Source organism: Enterobacter sp. ODB01, assembly GCF_001623605.1.
Taxonomy (GTDB): Bacteria; Pseudomonadota; Gammaproteobacteria; order Enterobacterales; family Enterobacteriaceae; genus Enterobacter; species Enterobacter kobei.
This window is the reverse complement of sequence record NZ_CP015227.1, coordinates 2,409,042-2,433,046: the sequence shown is the minus strand read 5'-3', so window position 1 is coordinate 2,433,046 and position 24,005 is coordinate 2,409,042. Positions and strand designations below refer to the sequence as shown.

Below are 24,005 nucleotides of genomic sequence, written 5' to 3'. Positions count from 1 at the left end.
ATGGTCAAAAAAGGAACCAAAAAGGATGCTTTTTACCCTTAAGAAATACATTGGAGGGATGATTCTTCCCCTTCCGCTGCTGCTCATCATCATCGCGCTGGGGCTGGCGCTGGTGTGGTTCAGCCGCTTTCAGAAAAGTGGCAAAACGCTCATCACGTTCGGCTGGCTTGTCTTACTGCTGCTGAGCCTGCAGCCGGTCGCGGATGGCCTGTTACGCCCCATTGAAGATAAGTACCCGACATGGCATGGAAATCAGAAAGTGGAATACATCGTGGTGCTGGGCGGTGGATATACCTGGGATCCTGACTGGGCCCCCAGCTCGAATCTGATCAACAACAGCCTGCCACGGCTAAACGAAGGGATTCGCCTGTGGCTGGCGAACCCGGGATCAAAAATGATCTTCACCGGCGCCGCAGCAAAAACGAACCCGGTGAGTACAGCTGAAGCGGGTGCCAGAGTTGCGGAATCCCTCGGCGTACCGCGTTCCGCTATCATTACCCTGGACAGTCCAAAAGATACCGAAGAAGAAGCCGCTGCGGTGAAGCAGGCGATTGGCGATGTTCCATTCTTGCTGGTCACCTCCGCCTCACACCTGCCACGGGCGATGATTTTCTTTGAAAAGCAGGGCCTGCACCCGCTTCCCGCACCGGCAAACCAGATGGCCATCAATGCGCCACTTAACCCATGGGAACGCGTGATCCCCTCCCCGATGTGGCTGATGCATAGCGATCGCGTCGGCTACGAGACACTCGGCCGTCTCTGGCAGTGGCTGAAAGGTTCCTCAGGCGAGCCAGGGCAAGAGTGACTTAGCCGCGAGATCGAAGTTTGCGCGATTGAAACGCCCGGTATTGACCAGTTGCGCGACTTCATCCCAGAGCAGGTACAACCAGCGCCGCCAGAGAAACGCTTCGGCAACGGGCGCACGCTGAAGGTAGTGCCACAGTAACCCTTCTGCCGCCCCGCTGTCGCTGAGCCTGAACAACTCATATTCACGTGGGGCCCACAGCATTATCCCAGGCCCTAACATCGCCAGCAGCTGATCGCTGCGGGAGTCTTTCAGCATACTCCGCAGGGTAAAATTGCCGTGGATCAGCACGCAGTTATCATTAAAACCATCGAACAGCGCTGGCAAGCATTCACGAGTGCGAAACAGAATACGTTTGTCCTGCATGGTCAAACCGGTGTTATTGAACTGGTTGAGCGTTCCCCACAGCACTTCCACCCGCTGGCGATACCACAGCGGCCACAGGTTCTCCTGGGTGCTGTCGACCGGCCCCACGAGCCCACGGCTATCCTGGCGATGCCAGGCCAGCAGCGCCTCGACAATCTGGTCTTTCAACTGCTCCCAGCGTTCCGGCGTGCGCGCGGGTGCTTCAACAGGCACGCCGCGTAAACGCTCTATTAACAGGACATCGGGGCCGGGGTGTTCATCGTGCGTCATGACGCCGTACACGGTCGGCATTCGGACGGTCCCCTCCCGCGCCAGCATCGACATTTTCCAGGCGAGCTGCCTGGCAACGCCCGGCGACGTGAAACTTCGCGCCATCAGCGGCATTGGGTTTCCCTGACTGTCATACAACGACCAGAGCGCGGTATCGGCCTTTTCACTCACACACTCGACCCGGCTTAATTTCTCACCCAGCAGATGGCTAAGTTCGGCACGCAGCTGTTCCATATGAGATTACCCCCATTAATGCTACTGCTTTTATAATGAGCGCGCAGAATGAAGATGTCACCCGGTAGAGATCAATCAGGGAAAAGAAAAGCGAAAATTGTGGCGAGAGGACATCCCTCCGAAAGGAGGGATGCAGACGGTATTAACGTAATTCGGCGCGAACGCGCTCAAGATCTTCCGGCGTATCAACGCCCGTTCCTGGTACTTCTTTGGCAACAGCAACGTGAATTTTCTCGCCATACCAGAGCACACGAAGCTGCTCCAGCATTTCGATATGCTCCAGCGGGCTGGGTGCCCAGGTGACATAGCGGCGAATGAAACCGGCGCGATAGCCGTAAATCCCCAGATGGCGCAGGAAGGAATCCCCGATGGTCTCTTTCGAGAGCGCAAAGCGGTCGCGATCCCATGGAATGGTGGCGCGGGAGAAATAGAGCGCATAGCCTTCGGCATCCATCACCACTTTCACCGCATTCGGGTTAAATGCCTCTTCAGCGTGGTGAACAGGCACCGCAAGTGTCGCCATACCCACCTGACGCTGCGCCAGGTTTTCTGCCACCTGACGGATAATAACGGCCGGGATCATCGGCTCGTCGCCCTGCACGTTCACAATGACGGTATCATCGCTGAAACCACATTTCTCAACGACTTCGGCGAGACGCTCGGTGCCGGACTGGTGATCGACGCGGGTCATGCACACTTCACCGCCTGCGGCTTCAACCGCACGGGCGACGTCCGGATGATCGGTGGCAACAATCACGCGATCGGCACCGGATTCACGGGCGCGTTCAAGGACGTGCACAATCATTGGCTTGCCGTTGATATCCACCAGCGGTTTACCCGGCAGACGCGTTGAGGCATAACGAGCAGGAATAATGACAACAAAACTCATGGTTTGCTCTCTTCTGCCACCAGGGAACGGGCTTCGTTTTCCAGCAACACCGGAATGCCGTCACGCAGCGGGAAAGCCAGACTGTCCAGCTTGCAAATCAGCTCCTGTTTGTCCTGGCTGTAGTAGAGTTTGCCGTTGCACACCGGGCAGGCAATAATTTCAAGTAAACGGTGATCCATAGTTCCTCCGTATGGGTAATCGCTAAAGCTTAACACATTCCTTTTTCAGGGCGTGTCTGTTTCCCAGCCACTTCGACAGGATATAAATAGCCCTTCGGGAACGCATCCCAGCGTGACGTCGCGAGCCCCCTGCCAGAGGGCGAACTCGCTAATGGCGGACGTTAAGCCCTTCTCCAGACTCGCCTTCACCCTGACCCCCTCTTCCAGATAGAGCGCAATGACTTCAAGCGTGCCGGTTTTGCGGTGCATTTTGGCATCCATGCGCCCGACCAGCCGCCCCTTATGCAGCAGGGGTAAAACAAAATAGCCGTACTGACGCTTTGGTGCCGGGGTATAACACTCCAGCCGGTAGCTGAAATCGAACAACTGTTCGGCGCGTTTTCGGTCCCAGACCACCGGGTCGAAAGGCGACAACACTGCGCTGTGGGTTGCCTGGAGATTTCCGTCCAGCGCCTTGGGCAGCAAAGGAAGGAGATCCGCATGCAGCCACATCTCTCCCAGCGTTTCTACCGTGACGGGAATGACGCGCTGTTCGCGTTGCCACATCTCCAGCAGCGGCTTCAGCGCGGGCTGGCGCAGGCGGTAATAATCTGCCAGCCATTGCGGCCGGAAAATGCCCAGACTGCGGGCGCTGTTTTCCAGCATGATGGCCTCGGCAGCCTCCTGGGTAAGCAGGTCACGTTCGTCGTCCCAGTGTGGCATCACGCGCTGGGTCAGGTCATAGACGCGCTGAAAATTACGCCGTTCAATCACCATGACCTGGCCGGAGGTGAATAACCCTTCAAGATGACGTTTGTGCGGTTTCCACTCCCACCAGCCGCTTGTGCCTTTTCGCGGATGTTCAAAATCAGCGGAACGCACTGGCCCCTTTTCCTGAATATGGCTGATGAGTTGCTCTATTTCGGCCGCGTGCTCCTGCATCCACGCCTGTCGGTATTTCCAGCCCATCTTTTCTGGGGCAAGCATGCGGTGACGCACCAGGGCAAAATCGCTGCGGGGCAGGAAACAGGCTTCGTGCGCCCAGTACTCCATGAGCTCCCCTTTGCTGAGCGCCTCATCAAGCCAGTGAGAGGGATAGTGGCCCAGGCGGCTGAACAGCACCAGGTAAGGGCTACGGGCAACAATATTAATGGTGTCGATTTGCAGCAGCGACATGCGCTGGATGGCAGAGAGGATATCGGCAGGCTGTGCGCGGCGACGGGGCTTTTTGAGCAGCCCCTGCGCGGCGAGGTGTAAATGACGTGCAGCTGTAAGCGAGAGTTGCGGTAAAGACATGCGTTTTCCTGTCAGTCAAAGCGCCACCAGAACCGCGTAAGCCCTCACTGCACTAACGCAATCAGTTCCTTGAGCAAGTGTTCCGGCTGCTCGCCGCTGAGTTCAGCGTCAACCGGCAGATACCACCAGTTTTCTTTCGCAAAGGCACGGCATTTCACCGCATCTTTTTCGGTCATAATGAGCGTTTGTCCCGACGCCGTGAGCGCATCAACCTGCTCTGCCACCAGCGCCTGATGGTCAGCCAGTGGAATGCGTTTTTCAAGCCTGGCACCACACTGCTCAAGCGTTGCGAAGAAGCGCGGAGGATGACCAATCCCTGCCATTGCCACCAGCGAAGGCAGCTCAGCAACCGCCCGGCGTTCACCCGTCACCAGGTTTATCGCCAGTCCCGGCAACAGGTGCATAGGAATTTCACCCGCTTTTGCCTCACCACCGTTTACAATCACCGCATCAACGGACTTCAGACGTGAAGCGCGTTCACGCATAGGGCCGGCTGGCAGCCACCATCCGTTACCGAAACGGCGAACCCCGTCGATGACCACAATCTCTTTATCACGCGCCAGCGCGTAATGCTGCAGACCATCGTCAGTGATGATAATTTGTACCGCGTGTTCGGCAAGCAGCGCCTGCACGGCGTCGCTGCGAACCGGGGAGACTGCCACCGGCGCGCCAGTACGCTGGAAAATCAATACCGGTTCATCACCCGCTTCGGCAGTGGTGGTTTTCTCTGCCAGCAGCAGTGGGTACTGCGCCGCTTTACCGCCATACCCACGCGAGACCACACCCGGGCGGATACCGCGTTTTTGCAGCTGTTCCACGAGCCAGATCACCACCGGTGTTTTACCGTTGCCGCCCGCCGTAAGATTGCCCACAACCACAACCGGCACTGGCGCACGCCAGGCCCGCTTGATCCCCAGACGGTAAAGCAGACGAATGATGCCGCTCACCAGGCCGTAAAGCCAGGAGAGCGGCAAAAGCAGCAGCCACAGCGGGGATTCACCGGACCAGATGCGTGCAATCATTCGCCGAACTGCATCTTATGAAGCTGGGCGTATACGCCGCGGTGTTCCAGCAAAGCTGCGTGGCTTCCGCGTTCAACAATGACGCCATCCTCAACCACCACGATCTCATCCGCCTGCTCGATAGTCGACAGACGGTGTGCAATCACCAGTGAGGTACGGTTCTTTTGCAGTTCGTCCAGCGCCGACTGAATAGCGCGTTCAGATTCGGTATCCAGTGCGGACGTCGCTTCATCCAGAATCAGGATTGGGCTGTCACGCAGCAGCGCGCGCGCAATCGCAATACGCTGACGCTGACCACCGGACAGGAGCACGCCATTTTCACCAATGATGGTATCCAGACCGTTATCCATCTTGTTGATAAAGTCCATCGCATAGGCCATGCGTGCGGCATTCTCGATCTGCTCGCGGCTGTACTCGTCAGTGCGCGCATAAGCGATGTTGTTGGCGACCGTATCGTTAAACAGATGCACGTTCTGAGAAACCAGCGCAACCTGGTTACGCAGCGACTGCAGGGTGTACTCCCGCAGGTCGTGACCGTCCAGGAGAATTTCACCTTCGTTGATGTCGTAGAAACGGGTGATGAGGCTGGCAATGGTGGATTTACCGGAGCCAGAACGGCCTACCAGCGCCACCGTTTTACCCGCCGGAATCGTCAGGTTGATATTGCGCAGAGCGGGCGTATCGCGGCCCGGATAGGTGAAGGTCACGTTGTGGAATTCAACATCGCCACGGGCGCGCTCAATCTCGCGTGTACCTTCGTCTTTTTCCTGCTCGGAATCCAGAATGCTGAACAATGTCTGACAAGCCGCCATCCCGCGCTGGAACTGGGCATTCACGTTAGTCAGAGATTTCAGGGGACGCATCAGGGCGATCATCGAGGAGAAGACCACGGTGATGGTACCCGCCGTCAGCGTCTCCATCACGCTTGGGAAGCTTGCCGCATAAAGGACAAACGCCAGCGCCAGTGAGGCAATCAGCTGAATGATCGGGTCAGAGATGGAAGAGGCCGAGACCATTTTCATCCCCTGAAGACGCATTTTGTTGCTGACTTTGTCAAAGCGTTTGGTTTCGACGTCCTGGCCACCGAAAATTAACACCTCTTTGTGTCCTTTCAGCATCTGTTCGGCGCTGGTTGTTACCTGCCCCATCGTATTCTGCATATTTTTACTGATATTGCGGAAACGCTTGGACACAACGCGGATGGCAATGGAGACAACCGGAGCCAAAACGATCAGGATGAGCGACAGCTGCCAGCTGTAATAGAACATCATGATAAACAGGCCGATGATCGACGCCCCTTCACGCACGACGGTAATCAACGCGCTTGAGGAGGAGGACGCAACCTGCTCTGAATCGTAGGTAATACGGGACAGCAGTGTCCCCGTAGACTGCTTGTCAAAGAATGAGACCGGCATGCCCATCATGTGGCTGAACAGACGACGGCGCATGGTCATAACCACTTTCCCGGATACCCAGGAGATGCAGTAGCTGGAGATATAGCTGGTGATACCACGTAAGATCATCAGCCCGATAACCACCAGCGGCATCCATAGCAACACTGAGCGATCCGTTTTACCAAAACCGTCGTCCAGTAACGGTTTAAGGAGCGATAACATAAAAGTATCGCTGGCTGCGTTGAGGATTAACGCTACACCCGCCACGATCAAGCCTGCTTTAAAAGGTGCAATCATCGGCCAGAGTCGGCGGAAGGTTTGCCACGTGGAGAGATCTTTGTCGTTATGCATTCAAAAAACCAGCATTTGTTGAAATAGCCGCATATTCTACCCGTTATCTACGGGCGCGCCAAACCACTGATGATACCAACGTGGTAAAAATTGATCCCGCAAGCGCCGGATTTGCCAGCGATGTTGCGAGAATGTCACCGATATTTGCCCGGAATGGGGGGTATCTTGCCAGATATACCCCTCTTTTCGATAACGTCGGACCACATTCGCCGACGGAAACCGCCAGGCGTTATAGCGGGCTGCTGAATCCAGCGCAATGTTTCCCTCCACCCGTTGTACCAGCGCCAATGACGATGAGGTATTGCTGCCATGATGGGGAACCTGGATTAACGTCGACGTCAGATGTTGCCAGTAATGGCTAAGCATAGCCTGTTCTGCTGGCGCTTCAATGTCTCCCGTCAGCAGTATACTCTGCTCACCATCGTCCACTTTCACCACGCAGGAGCGGTTGTTTCCCCGAGCCGGGTCATTTTCCAGGGGCCAGTGGACGGTGAAGGTTAATCCCTGCCATCTCCAGCTCTGCCCACGAAAGCAGGGCCGATGCCCCGCCAGACGTAATGGACTTCTTACCCACATCTCCGGCCATGCTTTTTGCAGCGATGCGAGACCTCCTGCATGGTCAAGATGTTCATGGCTGAGAATCACGCCATCTGGCCGCAGATGGTGCCAGCGCAGCCAGGGGATAATTAACCGCTGTGCGCTATCTCCCCCTGGCCAGGCGAGCCCGGTATCATAGAGAATCGCTTTTCCCTGCCGTTCGATGACCATGGCCAGCCCCTGCCCCACATCCAGCATATGTAGCGTCCAGGCATCACTTTTAGCCGTTCGCCAGAGGGGAAATGCCAGCAATAGACTCCCAGCCAGACACACGGCTGGAACGGTTTTCCAGGCTCGCAAACGCCAGCCGATGATGATAAGCCAGGGCAGTAGCGTCATGTACTGCCAGCGTTGATCCACACTCTGCCAGCCGTCTGGCAAGCGCATCAGTAGCCAGAACAACCCGGCAAGGGACTTATCGGCTGCAAACCAGATGGCACTTTCCATTCCCCCCAGCGGTAACAGATGGAGCAACATACCGAGTAAAATCAGCGGTACGCTGACAAACGTCACTATCGGAACGGCAAAGAGATTGGCGACCAGAGAGGAGATACTGAAGCCATGGAAAATCAGCACCTGTAACGGCATGAGCAACACCAGCATGCCGACCTGCAGATAGATCAGATTAAGTAGTGGCCGTATGCGTCGGGCCCACTGCCAGCGAGGAAGAGGCAGCCACTGAAACCAGAAAATCAGCGCCGCGACGGCAAATGCGGACAGGAGCAGACTCTCAGAAAGTATGGCTAAGGGATCGCTTATCAGGATCGCCGCGACACAGCAACACCATACCTGCCACGGCGACCATTGGCGGGAACCGATTCGCAGCGCCGCCAGCACGGCAAGTGCGATGACCGTTCGTAGTGCAGGAGGCTGCAGACCGGTAAGCCAGGCGTAGAAAGCGGCGAAGAACACCCCGGCCAGGAGTGGCATTTGCCAGTGGACCCGGTGGCTGGGGAATATAAACTGGATCGCACGCGCGAGTAACCAGACGAGGGATGCCGCCAGCGTGATATGCAGGCCCGAAATCGCCATCAGATGCAGTGTGCCGGTTTCACGCATCAGGTCTTTTATTTCTCGGGGGACATCCAGACGCTCTCCCATCCCCAGCCCGAGGATAACCGCTCCCCAGCGATAATCAGAAAGTCGGTTTTGCAGCGACATCAGGTATTGCGCTCGCAGGCTGCAGTGTCCATCAACAAGTTCCGCATGGGTGAAGCGCCCGCTCAGCGTTTGGTGTCGGGCAATGGCGCTGCGTTGGGGATCATAGCCTCCGTCGTTCAGCTCGCCGTGTGCAGGTTTTAGCCTGAGCATCATCGCCCAGCGCTGGCCAGCACATGCTCTCTGTGGCAAATAATTTCCATACAGCGTTACGCCGGTGGACGCCCACCAGCGCCGGCCGTTTACGGTACGAATCTTTCCCTGATGCTGAGTTGCACCATCAGTGGCGGTGATCTCTACCTCGGCCTGCACGGCTCTCGTGGTTAAATGCTGCATCGGCCAGACGCTCTCCTGCGCGGCCAGAAGGCCCCACGCGCAAAATAACAGCACGGTCCCCACATACTTCAGGCGCACGTTTTGGCATGTGCCCAGCACCACCCCGCCCGCCAGCATTATCCAGACGGTATAGCGTGATGGCAGTTCAGGTAACCAGAGTAACGGGGCTATCGCCAGAATGGCGCAGATACATAAAGCGGGAATTCCCATTGCTACCTCCCTGTTTCAGGGGGCAGTATGCTCGTGGGTGATGCGGCTCGTCAGTTGTGAAGAAAAGGATTTACAGCAAGCGCAGCAAGGTTTTTAACAGGTTGCAGAAAACGCAGCGGGAAATGCGGGGTGCCTTCCAGAAGAAAACGACAGGAACAAAAAAAGCACCCGCAGGTGCTTTCTTTCGAACCCAGTTTAACCGGCTGGCTAAACTCAGTTGCCGTAAATATTGGCGCGATCGCGCAGTTCTTTACCCGGTTTAAAGTGTGGAACGTACTTACCTTCCAACTCGACTTTATCACCCGTTTTCGGGTTACGCCCGGTGCGTGGAGCACGATAGTGCAGAGAAAAACTACCGAAACCGCGGATTTCAATGCGCTCGCCCTGGGCAAGAGTGGAGGCCATATGCTCCAGCATCTCTTTTACGGCATCTTCCACTGCCTTGGCAGGGATATGCGGTTGCTGACTGGCAAGTCTTTCAATCAATTCTGACTTGGTCATGATTCCTCCGGTTCCTTTCAAACCAATTAGCTGAACAGCTCATTAAACAAGGGCGGCCGTAGCCGCCCTTTGTTATTGATTACAGGACGGATCCTGTAATCTGTCAAGTTTGCTCTTCATCCTTCGCGCTGTAAATGCGTTACAGCTCAAATGATGCTGAGAACCTGATATTACTCGCCTTTAGCTGCTTTGAAAGCTTCAGCCATTGCGTTGTTAGAGAAGTTTGCATCTTCCTGTTTGTTAACAGTTGCGATTGCATCTTTCTCATCAGCTTCGTCTTTAGCACGAACAGACAGGCTGATTGCACGGTTCTTACGGTCAACACCGGTGAACTTAGCTTCAACGTCGTCGCCTACGTTCAGAACCAGAGTGGCATCTTCAACGCGGTCACGGGAAGCTTCAGAAGCGCGCAGGTAACCTTCAACGCCGTCAGCCAGCTCTACGGTTGCGCCTTTAGCGTCAACTGCAGTTACTTTACCGTTTACGATTGCGCCTTTCTTGTTCAGTGCAACCCAGTTGTTGAACGGATCTTCTGCGAGCTGTTTAACGCCTAGAGAGATACGCTCACGCTCTGCGTCAACCTGCAGAACAACTGCAGCGATTTCGTCGCCTTTTTTGTATTCACGAACTGCTTCTTCGCCTGCAACGTTCCAGGAGATGTCAGACAGGTGAACCAGGCCATCGATGCCGCCGTCCAGGCCGATGAAGATACCGAAGTCAGTGATAGACTTGATTTTACCTTCAACACGGTCACCCTTGTTGTGGGTTTCCGCGAACTGCTGCCATGGGTTGTTTTTGCACTGTTTCAGGCCCAGGGAGATACGACGACGTTCTTCGTCGATATCCAGAACCATCACTTCCACTACATCACCAACGTTAACAACTTTGGATGGGTGGATGTTTTTGTTGGTCCAGTCCATTTCGGAAACGTGCACCAGGCCTTCAACGCCCTCTTCGATTTCAACGAAGCAGCCGTAGTCGGTCAGGTTGGTTACGCGACCAGTCAGTTTAGTACCTTCTGGGTAACGCTTAGCGATAGCTACCCATGGATCTTCGCCCAGCTGTTTCAGGCCGAGGGATACACGAGTACGCTCGCGGTCGAACTTCAGCACTTTAACAGTGATTTCGTCGCCCACGTTCACGATTTCGCTTGGGTGCTTAACGCGTTTCCACGCCATGTCGGTGATGTGCAGCAGGCCATCAACGCCGCCCAGGTCAACGAATGCGCCGTAGTCAGTGAGGTTCTTAACGATACCTTTGACTTCCATGCCTTCCTGCAGGTTTTCCAGCAGCTGATCGCGTTCTGCGCTGTTTTCGGATTCGATAACGGCACGACGGGATACAACAACGTTGTTACGCTTCTGGTCCAGCTTGATGACTTTGAACTCAAGCTCTTTGCCTTCCAGGTGCAGGGTGTCACGGACTGGACGAACGTCTACCAGAGAACCTGGCAGGAACGCACGAATACCATTCAGCTCAACAGTGAAGCCACCTTTAACTTTGCCGTTGATAACACCGACCACAGTTTCAGCTTCTTCGTAAGCTTTTTCCAGGGTGATCCATGCTTCGTGACGTTTAGCTTTCTCACGAGAAAGCAGGGTTTCACCGAAGCCGTCTTCTACTGCGTCCAGCGCAACGTCAACTTCGTCACCAACCTGGATTTCCAGCTCGCCCTGGGCGTTTTTGAACTGCTCTGCCGGGATGGCGGACTCAGATTTCAGACCGGCGTCAACCAGTACTACGTCTTTGTCGATAGCAACAACAACACCACGAACGATGGAACCCGGACGGGTTTCGATTTCTTTTAAGGATTCTTCAAACAGTTGAGCAAAAGATTCAGTCATGTTTAATCTTCAGGTTAATATTAACGTCCACCTGGCTCCGTGCCGGATGGGGTTGTTTCACATACCCGCCGTCAATCCATTGCAGCGGGGGTACTGCTAAATCGGTCGCGTTTACGCGAGTGCCAGTTTTTGGCGCGCATATTGTAGCGCTTTTTCAATCACTTGCTCAATAGTTAAACTGGTTGAATCCAGAACTAATGCATCTTCTGCAGGAACAAGTGGCGCGACAGCGCGGTTACGATCGCGATCATCGCGCTCTTTTATCTCGGATAAAAGGCGATCAAAGTTAACACTAAACCCCTTCTCCTGCAACTGAAGCATGCGGCGTTGAGCACGTTCTTCTGAAGAGGCGTCAAGGAAAATTTTTACAGGCGCATCAGGGAATACCACGGTGCCCATATCGCGTCCGTCGGCGATCAACCCTGGGGCTTCGCGGAACGCACGCTGGCGACGTAACAGCGCCTCGCGCACACGCGGGAAGGCCGCAACCTGGGAGGCCGCATTCGCCACTTCCTGCGTACGGATTTCACCGCTCACGTCTTCCCCTTCAAGGATCACTTCCAGGTTGCCATCGGTAGACACAAAACGGACATCCAGGTGCGCAGCCAGCGGTACCAGCGCTTCTTCAGAGGCGACATCGACATGATGATGCAGCGCAGCCAGCGCCAGCACGCGATAGATTGCGCCCGAATCTAAAAGATGCCATTGCAATGCTTCCGCCATCGCTTTGCACAGGGTACCTTTCCCTGCGCCACTCGGCCCATCAATGGTGATTACCGGGGCAACTGCCGTCATCTTTTTCTCCTTAAATAAGGCATACCGTTAACATGAACGCCGCGCATTATACGCGCCAACGTGCGCAACTGTTACCTTTGCGTGCAAATTACGGAATGATTGAAGCAGAGTGTAGAAGAAATGAGCGGAAGTGTTCGTCAGGAAGCGTAAGGAAATGCCGCATCGAAGGATGCGGCATAACGCTATCAGGCCAGCGTACTGATGCGCGCCAGCTGCTCGAAGTAGTCCGGGAAAGTTTTCGCCGTACATTTCGGGTCAAGAATGGTCACAGGCGTGTCGGACAGCGCCACCAGCGAGAAGCACATCGCCATACGGTGATCGTTGTAGGTGCCAATTTCTGCGAACTGCAGTTTTGCCGGAGGGGTGACGCGAATGTAGTCTTCGCCCTCTTCCACCTCAGCCCCCACTTTACGCAGCTCGGTCGCCATCGCGTACAGACGGTCAGTCTCTTTCACGCGCCAGTTGTAGATGTTACGCAGCGTGGTGGTGCCTTTGGCAAACAGCGCAGCCGTGGCAATGGTCATCGCCGCATCCGGAATGTGGTTCATGTCCATATCAATGGCATTCAGCTCGCCGTGGGTACAGGAGATGAAGTCATCGCCCCAGGTGACAGTGGCGCCCATTTTCTCCAGCACGTCGGCAAAACGGATGTCGCCCTGCATGCTGTTGCGGCCAATACCGGTCACCTTCACGGTGCCGCCTTTGATCGCGCCCGCAGCCAGGAAGTAAGAGGCCGATGACGCATCGCCTTCAACCAGGTAATTACCCGGAGACTGATACTGCTGTGCCCCACGCACCACAAAACGCTGATAAGACTGGTTTTCGACCTCGACGCCGAAGGTTTTCATCAGGTGCAACGTGATATCAATGTACGGTCTGGAGACCAGCTCACCTTTAATCGTGATAACCGTATCCTGCGGTGCCAGCGGCGCGGTCATCAGCAGGGCCGTCAGGAACTGACTGGAAACGCTACCGTCCACCTCGACGTCACCGCCGCTAAAGCCCCCGCGCAGACGCAGTGGCGGATAATTTTCCTGCTCAAGATACTCAATCTGCGCGCCACCCTGACGCAGGGCATCGACCAGATGGCCGATCGGACGCTCTTTCATGCGCGGCTCGCCGGTCAGCACGATGTTATTGCTTCCCAGACACAGCGCCGCCGCCAATGGACGCATCGCGGTACCCGCGTTGCCCAGAAACAGCTCGAGCTCTTCACCCGAACGCAGCGCGCCGCCGTTGCCGGTCACTTCACAGCGGGTACGATCGTCAGAGAGAGTGTAATGAACACCCAACGCTTTCAGCGCATTGAGCATGTGGCGTACGTCATCGCTGTCCAGCAGGTTTGTAAGGACGGTGGTACCGTTTGCCAGAGCTGCCAGCAGCAGAGCGCGGTTCGAGACACTTTTTGAACCAGGCAGATTGATGGTGCCATCTACCCGCGCGATAGGTTGTAACGTCAGGGATTCCATGAAACTTAACTCTCAACTCAACATAATAAAAACCCCGCAGCAGGGCTACGGGGGTGGAAACAGCGCGATTAACCGTGGCGACGTTCGAAGTCGATCATGAAATCGGTCAGAGCTTTAACCCCTTCCAGCGGCATCGCGTTATAAATAGAGGCGCGCATCCCCCCCACCACACGGTGGCCTTTCAGCGCGTGCAGACCTGCCGCGAAGGACTCTTTCAGGAACACGTTGTCCAGGTTGCTGTCTGCCAGCTGGAACGGCACGTTCATGCGGGAGCGGTTAGCTTTCGCCACATCGTTACGGTAGAAATCGCTTTTGTCGATCACGCCGTACAGCAGTTCAGCTTTCTGCTGATTGACCTTGTCCATCTGCGCCACACCGCCGTTTTGCTTCAGCCATTTGAAGACCAGGCCCGAGAGGTACCAGGCAAACGTCGGTGGCGTGTTGAACATGGAGTCGTTATCGTTCAGCACGGTGTAGTCGAGAATTGACGGGCAAGACTTATGGGCTTTCCCCAGGAGATCTTCACGTACAATGACGATTGTCAGGCCCGCAGGACCGATATTTTTCTGTGCGCCTGCATAGATAACGCCGTAGCGGCTGACATCAATCGGGGCAGAAAGAATGGTGGAGGAGAAGTCGGCGGCAACCACAACATCGCTGGCGAAGTTTGGCGTCTCGTCGATGGCAATCCCGTCGATAGTTTCGTTCGGGCAGTAGTGGAGATAGGCTGCGTTATCAGAAAGCTGCCATTCGCTCATGGGCTTCACGGCGCGCAGACCGTCAACGGTCACTTTGGCGTCGATAACGTTCGGCGTGCAGTATTTGTGCGCTTCTTTAACGGCGCTTGCCGCCCAGTAGCCCGCATCAACGTAGTCAGCCGTCGTTTTATCGCCAAGGATATTCAGCGGTACGCCAGCAAACTGGCCGCGTCCGCCGCCGTGACAGAACAATACTTTGTAGTTCGAGGGAATATTCAGCAGATCGCGAAAATCCTTTTCTGCCTCTTCCGCCACCTGAATAAACTCTTTACCACGGTGGCTGATTTCCATCACCGACGTACCGAGACCGTTCCAGTCACAAAGTTCCTGTTGAGCCTGTTTAAGCACGTCTGCCGGTAACATCGCCGGACCTGAACTGAAATTAAAGACTTGAGCCATTTCCCCTCACCACGCTAAAAGCCATAAGTTATAACTGTGGATATCGGTTTTATCATTCAGTGACACGCGCCGCAATGTCTAAAACTTATGACCCGTGAAATGTGGCTCACATCACACAAAACAATCTGCCGCCTCGCCAGGACAAAACCGACAAAATGGCTGTCAGGTGATCCGTTTAGCCCGGCTAACCTTCGTCCATTCTGGATTCGTACAGCGAGGGCATAATTGATGATCGCCTGCCTTCATCACCACCACATGACTACATTTTATACAGGCATATTCGCCCGCATCGGGGACGGTTTTGTATCGCTCAATGAGCATATCCGGCAGGATGCATAACCCCGGCTTCACCTCGTCATCATGATAGTAATACACGCTGATTTGACCGTTCGTTTCCATAATGGCCAGACGCACCTGTCCGAGTTGTTCGACGCTGTTCAGACGCAATTCCATAAAAAATTCGAACTCGGTCATATTGGCACTTTGCACATTTTCCCAGGCCAACTGTCCGTCTTCGACAATCACCACAGGCTTCCCTTCCAGCAGATCTTCCAGCTTTTCGCTCTTCGACATCAGCCACATCACAAGGCGGTACAGCAGCGCCAGCGAGACAAAGACGATAAAGACCGGCACCATCGGCACATCGTCATAAAAGGCGACATCCCCCGCCGCTGACCCCAGCGTGAGGATGATTAACACTTCAAAAAGCGACATCTGCCGCACACCGCGACGGCCAGTAATCTTAAGAAACAGAAAGACAAGAACGAAGGTATACAGGCTCCGCAAAGCCACTTCGCCTAAAAACTCGGGGGGAACTTTATCAAACGCCATCCGCTGGAGATCAAATGCTTTCATTTTTCTATGCCTTAACAGTCAGTTACTGCCACTAAGCATAGCCCAGCCTTTTATTTTCGCCGAAGATAGCACCCGTCACGCAAAACCCGTATCATTGCGCGCTTTACGTACGATAAAAGTGAACGCCATGACTCAAACGTTTATCCCCGGCAAAGACGCCGCTCTGGAAGATTCCATCGCTCGCTTCCAGCAGAAACTGACCGACCTGGGTTTTAACATCGAAGAAGCCTCCTGGCTCAATCCGGTGCCCCATGTCTGGTCCGTCCATATTCGCGACAAAGAGTGTGCCCTGTGCTTTACCAACGGGAAAGGCGCGACTAAAAAAGCGGCACTGGCCTCCGCGCTGGGTGAGTATTTTGAGCGTCTGTCCACCAACTATTTCTTCGCTGACTTCTGGTTGGGCGAAACCATCGCTAACGGCCCATTCGTTCACTATCCGAACGAAAAATGGTTCCCGCTGACCGAAGACGATGAACTGCCGGAAGGTATTCTCGACGCCCGCCTGCGTGCGTTCTACGATCCAGAAAACGAACTGACCGCCAGCATGCTGATCGATCTGCAGTCTGGTAACGAAGATCGTGGTATCTGCGCCCTGCCGTTCACCCGCCAGTCTGACGAGCAGACCGTGTATATTCCGATGAACATCGTCGGCAACCTGTATGTGTCTAACGGCATGTCCGCCGGTAACACCCGCAACGAAGCGCGCGTTCAGGGCTTGTCAGAAGTGTTCGAGCGTCACATTAAAAACCGCATTATCGCCGAATCTATCAGCCTGCCTGAAATTCCGGCCGACGTGCTGGCGCGCTACCCGGGCGTGGTGGAATCCATCGCCAAACTCGAAGCGGAAGGTTTCCCAATCTTCGCCTACGATGGCTCACTGGGCGGTAAATATCCGGTGATCTGCGTGGTGCTGTTTAACCCAGAAAACGGCACCTGCTTCGCCTCCTTCGGCGCGCACCCTGACTTCGGCGTGGCGCTGGAGCGTACCGTCACCGAACTGCTGCAAGGCCGTAGCCTGAAAGATCTCGACGTCTTCACCCCGCCAACCTTTGACGATGAAGAAGTGGCGGAGCATACCAACCTCGAAACCCACTTCATCGATTCCAGCGGCCTGATCTCCTGGGATATGTTTAAGCAGGACGCAGACTATCCGTTCGTAGACTGGAGCTTTGCCGGCACCACGGAAGAAGAGTTCGCCACGCTAATGGCCATCTTTAACGCCGAAGATCAGGAAGTCTACATTGCCGACTATGAACACCTGGGCGTTTACGCATGCCGCATCATTGTGCCGGGCATGTCCGACATCTACCCTGCTGAAGATCTGTGGCTGGCGAACAACAGCATGGGTGCGCACCTGCGCGAAACCCTGCTTGCTCTGCCAGGCAGCGAGTGGGAAAAAGAGGATTATCTGAACCTGATCGCCCAACTGGACGAAGAAGGTCACGATGATTTCACTCGCGTGCGTGAACTGCTGGGCCTGGCGACGGGTAAAGACAACGGCTGGTATACCCTGCGTATCGGGGAACTGAAAGCGATGCTGGCGCTGGCTGGCGGCGATCTGGATCAGGCCCTGGCCTGGACGGAATGGACGATGGAATTCAACCAGTCGGTCTTCTCTGCCGAGCGCACCAACTATTACCGTTGCCTGCAAACCCTGCTGCTGCTTTCGCAGGAAGAGGATCGCGAGCCACTGCAGTACCTGAACGCTTTCGTGCGTATGTACGGTGCTGAAGCGGTTGAAGCCGCCAGCGCGGCGCTCAGCGGTGAAGAGCCATTCTACGGTCTGCAGGCCGTGGACAGCGATCTGAAAGCCTTCCCGGCGCATCAGTCGCTGCTCAAGGCCTATGAAAAGCTGCAGAAAGCAAAAGCCGCTTACTGGTCAAAATAAGCGCATATAACATTAGCAGCAGTAGGCGTATTCAATCGTCTGGGCTATATTACGGGGCAATTTCATTGCCCCGTTTTTTATTTTTTTCGGTAATGATTGCTGATTGTAATAATAAAGTTAAACATGGGTAAATATAATAATCTTTACCCGGGCTTTATTGTTACTTTTTATGGTAAATACTCCATATTAATTAACTGTTTCGGAGGGGGACGAACGAAATAATTCAACTCTTTTCATAACTTTTAAAATTTATTTTTATACGGATAATCAATTACTTACTCCGCATTTGCTGTAAAACCATACACACTGCGGGCCTATAAGCCAGGCGAGATATGATCTATATCAATTTCTCTTCTATAATGCTTTGTTAGTATCTCGTCGCCGACTTAATAAAGAGAGAGTTAGTGTGAAAGCTGACAACCCTTTTGATCTTTTACTCCCCGCCGCGATGGCAAAAGTTGCCGAAGAAGCGGGTGTCTATAAAGCAACGAAACACCCGATGAAGACGTTCTATCTGGCGATTACTGCTGGTGTGTTCATCTCAATCGCTTTCGTCTTCTACATCACCGCCACCACCGGTACTGCCGGAATGCCTTTCGGCATGGCCAAACTGATTGGCGGCATTTGCTTCTCACTGGGTCTGATTCTTTGCGTCATCTGCGGTGCCGACCTCTTCACCTCAACGGTGCTGATTGTCGTGGCAAAAGCCAGCGGAAGAATTACCTGGGGTCAACTGGCGCGCAACTGGCTTAACGTCTACGTTGGCAACCTGATTGGCTGTCTGCTCTTTGTTCTGTTGATGTGGCTTTCTGGCGAGTACATGACCGCCAACGGCGGCTGGGGGCTTAACGTCCTGCAAACCGCCGACCACAAAATGCACCACACATTTATCGAAGCCGTTGCTCTCGGCATCCTTGCAAACCTGATGGTCTGCCTGGCGGTCTGGATGAGCTATTCTGGTCGTAGCCTGATGGATAAAGCCATGATTATGGTTCTGCCGGTTGCGATGTTTGTTGCCAGCGGCTTTGAGCACAGTATTGCGAATATGTTCATGATCCCGATGGGGATTGTTATCCGCAACTTTGCAAGCCCGGAGTTCTGGACCGCAATTGGTTCATCCCCGGAAAGTTTCTCTCACCTGACTATTATGAATTTCATTACTGATAACCTGATCCCCGTCACTATCGGGAACATTATCGGTGGGGGTCTGTTAGTTGGGTTGACATACTGGGTCATTTACCTGCGTGGCGACGACCATCATTGATGGTTATCTCAGGCAGTAAATAAAAAATCCACTTAAGAAGGTAGGTGTTACATGTCCGAGCTTAATGAAAAGTTAGCCACAGCCTGGGAAGGTTTTGCGAAAGGTGACTGGCAGAATGAAGTCAACGTCCGTGACTTCATTCAGAAAAACTATACCCCGTATGAAGGTGACGAATCCTTCCTGGCTGGCGCAACTGACGCGACCACCAAGCTGTGGGACAGCGTAATGGAAGGCGTTAAACTGGAAAACCGCACTCACGCGCCAGTTGATTTTGACACCTCCGTTGCTTCCACCATCACTTCTCACGATGCTGGCTATATCAACAAAGCCCTTGAGAAAATCGTTGGTCTGCAGACTGAAGCACCACTGAAACGCGCAATCATCCCGTTCGGTGGTATCAAAATGGTTGAAGGTTCCTGCAAAGCGTATAACCGCGAGCTGGACCCAATGCTGAAAAAAATCTTCACCGAATACCGTAAAACCCACAACCAGGGTGTATTCGATGTTTACACCAAAGACATTCTGAACTGCCGTAAATCTGGCGTTCTGACTGGTCTGCCAGATGCGTATGGCCGTGGCCGTATCATTGGTGACTACCGTCGCGTTGCGCTGTACGGTATCGACTTCCTGATGAAAGACAAATACGCGCAGTTTGTTTCCCTGCAGTCTGACCTGGAAAACGGCGTAAACCTGGAAGCGACTATCCGTCTGCGTGAAGAAATTGCTGAACAGCACCGTGCGCTGGGTCAGATCAAAGAGATGGCAGCGAAATATGGCTGCGATATCTCTGGTCCTGCAACCAACGCCCAGGAAGCTATCCAGTGGACCTACTTCGGCTACCTGGCCGCTGTTAAGTCTCAGAATGGTGCAGCAATGTCCTTCGGCCGCGTATCCACCTTCCTGGATGCGTACATCGAACGTGACCTGAAAGCAGGTAAAATCACCGAGCAAGACGCTCAGGAAATGATTGACCACCTGGTCATGAAGCTGCGTATGGTTCGCTTCCTGCGTACTCCAGAATATGATGAGCTGTTCTCTGGTGACCCAATCTGGGCAACCGAATCTATCGGCGGTATGGGCGTAGATGGCCGTACTCTGGTAACCAAAAACAGCTTCCGCTTCCTGAACACCCTGTACACCATGGGTCCTTCTCCGGAGCCGAACATCACCGTTCTGTGGTCTGAAAAACTGCCTCTGAACTTCAAGAAATTCGCCGCTAAAGTGTCCATCGACACCTCTTCTCTGCAGTATGAGAACGATGACCTGATGCGTCCGGACTTCAACAACGACGACTACGCTATCGCGTGCTGCGTAAGCCCAATGGTTGTTGGTAAGCAAATGCAGTTCTTCGGTGCGCGTGCAAACCTGGCGAAAACCATGCTGTACGCCATCAACGGCGGCGTTGATGAAAAACTGAAAATGCAGGTGGGTCCTAAGTCTGAACCTATCAAAGGCGACGTGCTGAACTATGACGAAGTCATGGAGCGCATGGACCACTTCATGGACTGGCTGGCGAAGCAGTACGTGACTGCACTGAACGTTATCCACTACATGCACGACAAGTACAGCTACGAAGCCTCTCTGATGGCGCTGCACGACCGTGACGTGGTTCGCACCATGGCGTGTGGTATCGCAGGCCTGTCCGTTGCGGCTGACTCCCTGTCTGCAATCAAATATGCGAAAGTTAAACCAATTCGTGACGAAGACGGTCTGGCTATCGACTTCGAAATCGAAGGCGAATACCCGCAGTTTGGTAACAACGACGCTCGCGTTGATGACATGGCGGTTGACCTGGTAGAACGTTTCATGAAGAAAATTCAGAAACTCACTACCTACCGTAACGCTATCCCGACTCAGTCTGTTCTGACCATCACCTCTAACGTTGTGTATGGTAAGAAAACCGGTAACACCCCAGACGGTCGTCGTGCTGGCGCGCCATTCGGCCCAGGTGCTAACCCAATGCACGGTCGTGACCAGAAAGGTGCGGTTGCCTCTCTGACCTCCGTTGCTAAACTGCCGTTTGCCTACGCGAAAGATGGTATTTCTTACACCTTCTCTATCGTGCCAAACGCGCTGGGTAAAGATGACGAAGTACGTAAAACTAACCTCGCGGGTCTGATGGATGGTTACTTCCACCACGAAGCGTCCATCGAAGGTGGTCAGCACCTGAACGTGAACGTAATGAACCGTGAAATGCTGCTCGATGCGATGGAACACCCTGAGAAATATCCTCAGCTGACCATCCGTGTATCTGGCTACGCAGTACGTTTTAACTCCCTGACTAAAGAACAGCAGCAGGACGTTATCACCCGTACTTTCACTCAGTCCATGTAAGTGGAATTGACTGAAATCACGCGTTAAAAGGCGTACAATAAAGGCTCCACGCAAGTGGGGCCTTTTTAACACCCTCGCTTCATCAGTCTCTTTTGTCCGCTATCTATACTGAATGGATAACAGCCAAAACAGACTCGACATAGCCTTTGAGCTGTGCAACTACATAGGCCCCCGGATGGGCCAAATTCGGAGATCTCACCGCAATGTCAACTATTGGTCGCATTCACTCCTTTGAATCCTGTGGCACCGTCGATGGCCCAGGTATCCGCTTTATTACCTTCTTCCAGGGCTGCCTGATGCGCTGCCTGTACTGCCACAACCGCGACACGTGGGACACTCATGGTGGGAAAGAAGTCACCGTGGAAGATCTGATGAAAGAGGTGGTGACCTATCGCCACTTTATGAACGCGTCCGGCGGCGGCGTGACCGCATCCGGCGGCGAAGCCATTCTTCAGGCTGAATTTGTCCGCGACTGGTTCCGCGCCTGCCGCAAGGAAGGCATTCATACCTGTCTCGATACCAACGGCTTCGTGCGCCGCTACGATCCGGTCATTGATGAACTGCTCGAAGTGACCGATCTGGTGATGCTCGATCTCAAACAGATGAATGATGAGATCCACCAGAATCTGGTTGGCGTTTCCAACCACCGTACGCTGGAATTTGCGAAGTATATTGCCGACAAAGGCATCAAAACCTGGATCCGCTATGTTGTTGTTCCCGGCTGGTCAGATGATGACGACTCTGCGCACCGCCTGGGGGAATTTACCCGCGACATGGGCAACGTCGAGAAAATTGAGCTTCTGCCCTATCACGAACTCGGCAAACATAAATGGGTGGCGATGGGTGAAGAGTACAAACTTGATGGCGTGAAGCCACCGAAAAAAGAGACGATGGAGCGCGTGAAAGGTATTCTTGAGCAGTATGGCCACAAGGTCATGTATTAAAGAAAAGGCCCGGTGAGAACCGGGCCTTTTTAAATTCTATTTAAAGACGCCGTTAATAACGGAAGTCACAATCGCCGTACTCAGCGCGATTAAGACCAGATCGTCACCCACCACGCGCCATTCATAACCTGGGTAGGATGGAAGCTGGCCAAGCATAGAGGCTGGCACGGTTTTCTTCGCAATACCCGGAGGAAGTGGTTTACCGCGGGCCAGGTTTTTCGCAATACCCGGAGGCAGAGACTCATAGCCCGTTAAGCCGTAATTCAGTGCCAGGTGACGGGCATGATCGAAGCTTACGCGAGCGTCAACATCATTGCCGACATCTTTGCTGCTTTTAAAGCTCTTATCTGATTTCCCTGGGTTATCCTGACCGCTATTTTGCTTATTACCATGGTTACCAGAGTTCCCGTTACCATGATTGCCGCCATTACCTTGTCCGCCACCGTTGCCGTGACCACCGCCATTCCCGTTTCCTGGATTAGCCATGACCGGAGCCGTTGCAAACGTTAAAGACAACACTACGGCAAGTGCGGTAGTGGAAAAACGACGTTTAGACATGATTGTTGCCTTTTAGTGGTAGAACTCATTTGAATTATCGCCGGGCGGGGAAAACAAACAATACGTAAAAGTCTTATATATGACAGGGACAAAAAAGCCTGTCATTGACAGGCTTTTATTTAATCAGGCGTGCGCCACAGGCGTTGGATGCTCGCCTGCTTTGCGCAGCAGCATTAAGAGATAAATAAACGACACGCTGGCGATCATGATAAACAGCAAATTGTCAGAATAACTCTGCATCAGCATCGCGGTAAATGTTGGTCCCAGCAGGCTGCCGATGGTATAGCTTAATAACAGCGCCTGGTTCATCGCCACCAGCTGGTGATGTTCAACTTTCTCACAGGCCCACGCCATCGCGACCGGATAAAGCGTGAACCCCGCTGCCCCAAGGATAAACAGCGCTGGGGCCATCGCGGCGTTGCTGAGCATAGCAAAACAGCCCATGATCACCACAAAGACCTGAACGCGCAGCACCAGCAGGCGACCGAAGCGATCGGCCAGGCGGCCAATCGGCCACTGTCCGACAATCCCCGCGCTCACCATGACCGCCATCCAGAAACCAATCCCGGCATCGCTGACACCCTGATGGTTCAGGTAGAGCGGCATAAGACCATAGAGCGAGCCCAGAACAATCCCCGAGATAATACAGCCATTCACTCCCAGACGCGCCTGGCGCAGCCTCAGCATCGGCCAGATGTGGGTCGCTTCCTGATGCTCACTTTTCTGGTTAACGATACGCGTAAAGAGCAGCGGCAGGATCGCCGCCAGCACCATACCGGTTACCCATGGCAGCACGCTCATCAGGTCCGTTGGCAGTTTGCTGACCATCAGTTGTCCCAGCACGGTGCCCACATAGTAAACCATCATATAGGCTGCCAGCAGGCGCCCGCGGTTACGTGACGTGCCGCTGCACATCAGCGCACTTTCAACAACCACCCAAATCATCGCGCAACCGACACCGGCGATAAAGCGCCACGCCATCCAGCTCCAGAAGCCGACCATCAGGCCCAACCCGGCACACCCGGCGGCGAAAATCAGCGAAGCCAGATAATAGCTGCGATTAAAGCCAAAGCGTTTAATCAGGCTACCGGTTAATAATGTGCCCAACAGGTTCCCGGTGAAAAAGGACGAGCTAACCATACCCACCTGCCAGGTCGGTAAGTTTTCATGGGCGAGCCACAGCGGGACGAGCGTATTCAACACTGCGATCGCCAGGGTCAGCAGAAGCAGGCCACAGAGCAACAGTAGCACTGGCCGGGTATAGGTGGTCATGGATTAAAAACCGTGAGGAAGTTCAGATTTCGTGCGCA

General features: G+C 54.1%; 20 protein-coding genes. 5 read left to right on the top strand and 15 right to left on the bottom strand.

Going from position 1 to position 24,005, the window contains the following annotated elements; translation table 11 throughout:
- Positions 1–25 precede the first annotated feature (25 nt).
- Entirely contained in the window at positions 26–805 is a 780-nt protein-coding gene (elyC, locus tag A4308_RS11550) for an envelope biogenesis factor ElyC (protein WP_045282262.1), read from the top strand.
- Here elyC and A4308_RS11545 read toward each other — a convergent pair.
- From A4308_RS11545 to A4308_RS11485, 13 genes are all read right to left on the bottom strand, one after another.
- Positions 782–1,675 (bottom strand): YcbJ family phosphotransferase, encoded by an 894-nt coding sequence (locus A4308_RS11545; protein WP_045282261.1) that lies wholly within the window; start codon positions 1,673–1,675, stop codon positions 782–784. The two genes, elyC and A4308_RS11545, sit on opposite strands and share 24 nt — an antisense overlap.
- 142 nt (positions 1,676–1,817) lie before the next feature.
- A complete protein-coding gene (gene kdsB / locus A4308_RS11540; RefSeq protein WP_014883223.1) occupies positions 1,818–2,564 on the bottom strand; it encodes a 3-deoxy-manno-octulosonate cytidylyltransferase in 747 nt (248 codons plus the stop codon).
- Complete coding sequence (ycaR, locus tag A4308_RS11535; protein WP_006174474.1) at positions 2,561–2,743, bottom strand: protein YcaR; 183 nt, start codon at positions 2,741–2,743, stop codon at positions 2,561–2,563. Before ycaR ends, kdsB begins: the two co-directional genes overlap by 4 nt.
- A gap of 45 nt (positions 2,744–2,788) precedes the next feature.
- Positions 2,789–4,018, bottom strand: a complete 1,230-nt coding sequence (locus A4308_RS11530) for a winged helix-turn-helix domain-containing protein (protein WP_045282260.1) — start codon at positions 4,016–4,018, stop codon at positions 2,789–2,791.
- Between the two features lie 44 nt (positions 4,019–4,062).
- On the bottom strand, positions 4,063–5,040 hold the full coding sequence (lpxK, locus tag A4308_RS11525) for a tetraacyldisaccharide 4'-kinase (protein WP_023332548.1): 978 nt from the start codon (positions 5,038–5,040) through the stop codon (positions 4,063–4,065).
- Positions 5,037–6,785 carry a lipid A ABC transporter ATP-binding protein/permease MsbA gene (gene msbA / locus A4308_RS11520; RefSeq protein WP_014883220.1) on the bottom strand — a complete coding sequence of 583 codons (1,749 nt, stop codon included), beginning with the start codon at positions 6,783–6,785 and terminating at the stop codon, positions 5,037–5,039. Before msbA ends, lpxK begins: the two co-directional genes overlap by 4 nt.
- Before the next feature lie 36 nt (positions 6,786–6,821).
- Positions 6,822–9,086 carry a ComEC family protein gene (locus A4308_RS11515; protein WP_045282259.1) on the bottom strand — a complete coding sequence of 755 codons (2,265 nt, stop codon included), beginning with the start codon at positions 9,084–9,086 and terminating at the stop codon, positions 6,822–6,824.
- A 213-nt stretch (positions 9,087–9,299) separates the two neighbouring features.
- Positions 9,300–9,587 carry an integration host factor subunit beta gene (gene ihfB / locus A4308_RS11510; RefSeq protein WP_008499965.1) on the bottom strand — a complete coding sequence of 96 codons (288 nt, stop codon included), beginning with the start codon at positions 9,585–9,587 and terminating at the stop codon, positions 9,300–9,302.
- A 170-nt stretch (positions 9,588–9,757) separates the two neighbouring features.
- The gene (gene rpsA, locus A4308_RS11505; RefSeq protein WP_008499966.1) at positions 9,758–11,431 is read right to left on the bottom strand and encodes a 30S ribosomal protein S1; all 1,674 of its coding nucleotides are present in this window, start codon (positions 11,429–11,431) and stop codon (positions 9,758–9,760) included.
- Positions 11,432–11,542: 111 nt separating this feature from the next.
- On the bottom strand, positions 11,543–12,226 hold the full coding sequence (cmk, locus tag A4308_RS11500) for a (d)CMP kinase (RefSeq protein ID WP_013097305.1): 684 nt from the start codon (positions 12,224–12,226) through the stop codon (positions 11,543–11,545).
- Between the two features lie 185 nt (positions 12,227–12,411).
- Positions 12,412–13,695: a 3-phosphoshikimate 1-carboxyvinyltransferase gene (gene aroA / locus A4308_RS11495; RefSeq protein ID WP_045282258.1), complete on the bottom strand. Its 1,284-nt coding sequence runs from the start codon at positions 13,693–13,695 to the stop codon at positions 12,412–12,414.
- Between the two features lie 68 nt (positions 13,696–13,763).
- Complete coding sequence (gene serC / locus A4308_RS11490; RefSeq protein ID WP_023332545.1) at positions 13,764–14,852, bottom strand: 3-phosphoserine/phosphohydroxythreonine transaminase; 1,089 nt, start codon at positions 14,850–14,852, stop codon at positions 13,764–13,766.
- A 162-nt stretch (positions 14,853–15,014) separates the two neighbouring features.
- Positions 15,015–15,707 carry a DUF421 domain-containing protein gene (locus tag A4308_RS11485; protein WP_014883216.1) on the bottom strand — a complete coding sequence of 231 codons (693 nt, stop codon included), beginning with the start codon at positions 15,705–15,707 and terminating at the stop codon, positions 15,015–15,017.
- Between the two features lie 127 nt (positions 15,708–15,834).
- Here A4308_RS11485 and ycaO point away from each other — a divergent pair, with 127 nt between their 5' ends.
- From ycaO to pflA, 4 genes are all read left to right on the top strand, one after another.
- On the top strand, positions 15,835–17,595 hold the full coding sequence (ycaO, locus tag A4308_RS11480; RefSeq protein ID WP_014883215.1) for a 30S ribosomal protein S12 methylthiotransferase accessory factor YcaO: 1,761 nt from the start codon (positions 15,835–15,837) through the stop codon (positions 17,593–17,595).
- Between the two features lie 406 nt (positions 17,596–18,001).
- Positions 18,002–18,859 (top strand): formate transporter FocA, encoded by an 858-nt coding sequence (gene focA / locus A4308_RS22415; RefSeq protein WP_032637072.1) that lies wholly within the window; start codon positions 18,002–18,004, stop codon positions 18,857–18,859.
- 51 nt (positions 18,860–18,910) lie between these two features.
- Positions 18,911–21,193 carry a formate C-acetyltransferase gene (pflB, locus tag A4308_RS11470; protein WP_045282257.1) on the top strand — a complete coding sequence of 761 codons (2,283 nt, stop codon included), beginning with the start codon at positions 18,911–18,913 and terminating at the stop codon, positions 21,191–21,193.
- Between the two features lie 203 nt (positions 21,194–21,396).
- Positions 21,397–22,137, top strand: a complete 741-nt coding sequence (pflA, locus tag A4308_RS11465) for a pyruvate formate lyase 1-activating protein (protein ID WP_014883212.1) — start codon at positions 21,397–21,399, stop codon at positions 22,135–22,137.
- 36 nt (positions 22,138–22,173) lie between these two features.
- Here the strand turns inward: pflA and A4308_RS11460 are convergent, their stop codons facing one another.
- Together A4308_RS11460 and A4308_RS11455 are read right to left on the bottom strand one after the other, a co-directional pair.
- Complete coding sequence (locus tag A4308_RS11460) at positions 22,174–22,695, bottom strand: anti-virulence regulator CigR family protein (RefSeq protein ID WP_023338209.1); 522 nt, start codon at positions 22,693–22,695, stop codon at positions 22,174–22,176.
- Positions 22,696–22,818: 123 nt separating this feature from the next.
- Positions 22,819–23,967 (bottom strand): MFS transporter, encoded by a 1,149-nt coding sequence (locus A4308_RS11455; protein ID WP_045282256.1) that lies wholly within the window; start codon positions 23,965–23,967, stop codon positions 22,819–22,821.
- Positions 23,968–24,005 lie beyond the last annotated feature (38 nt).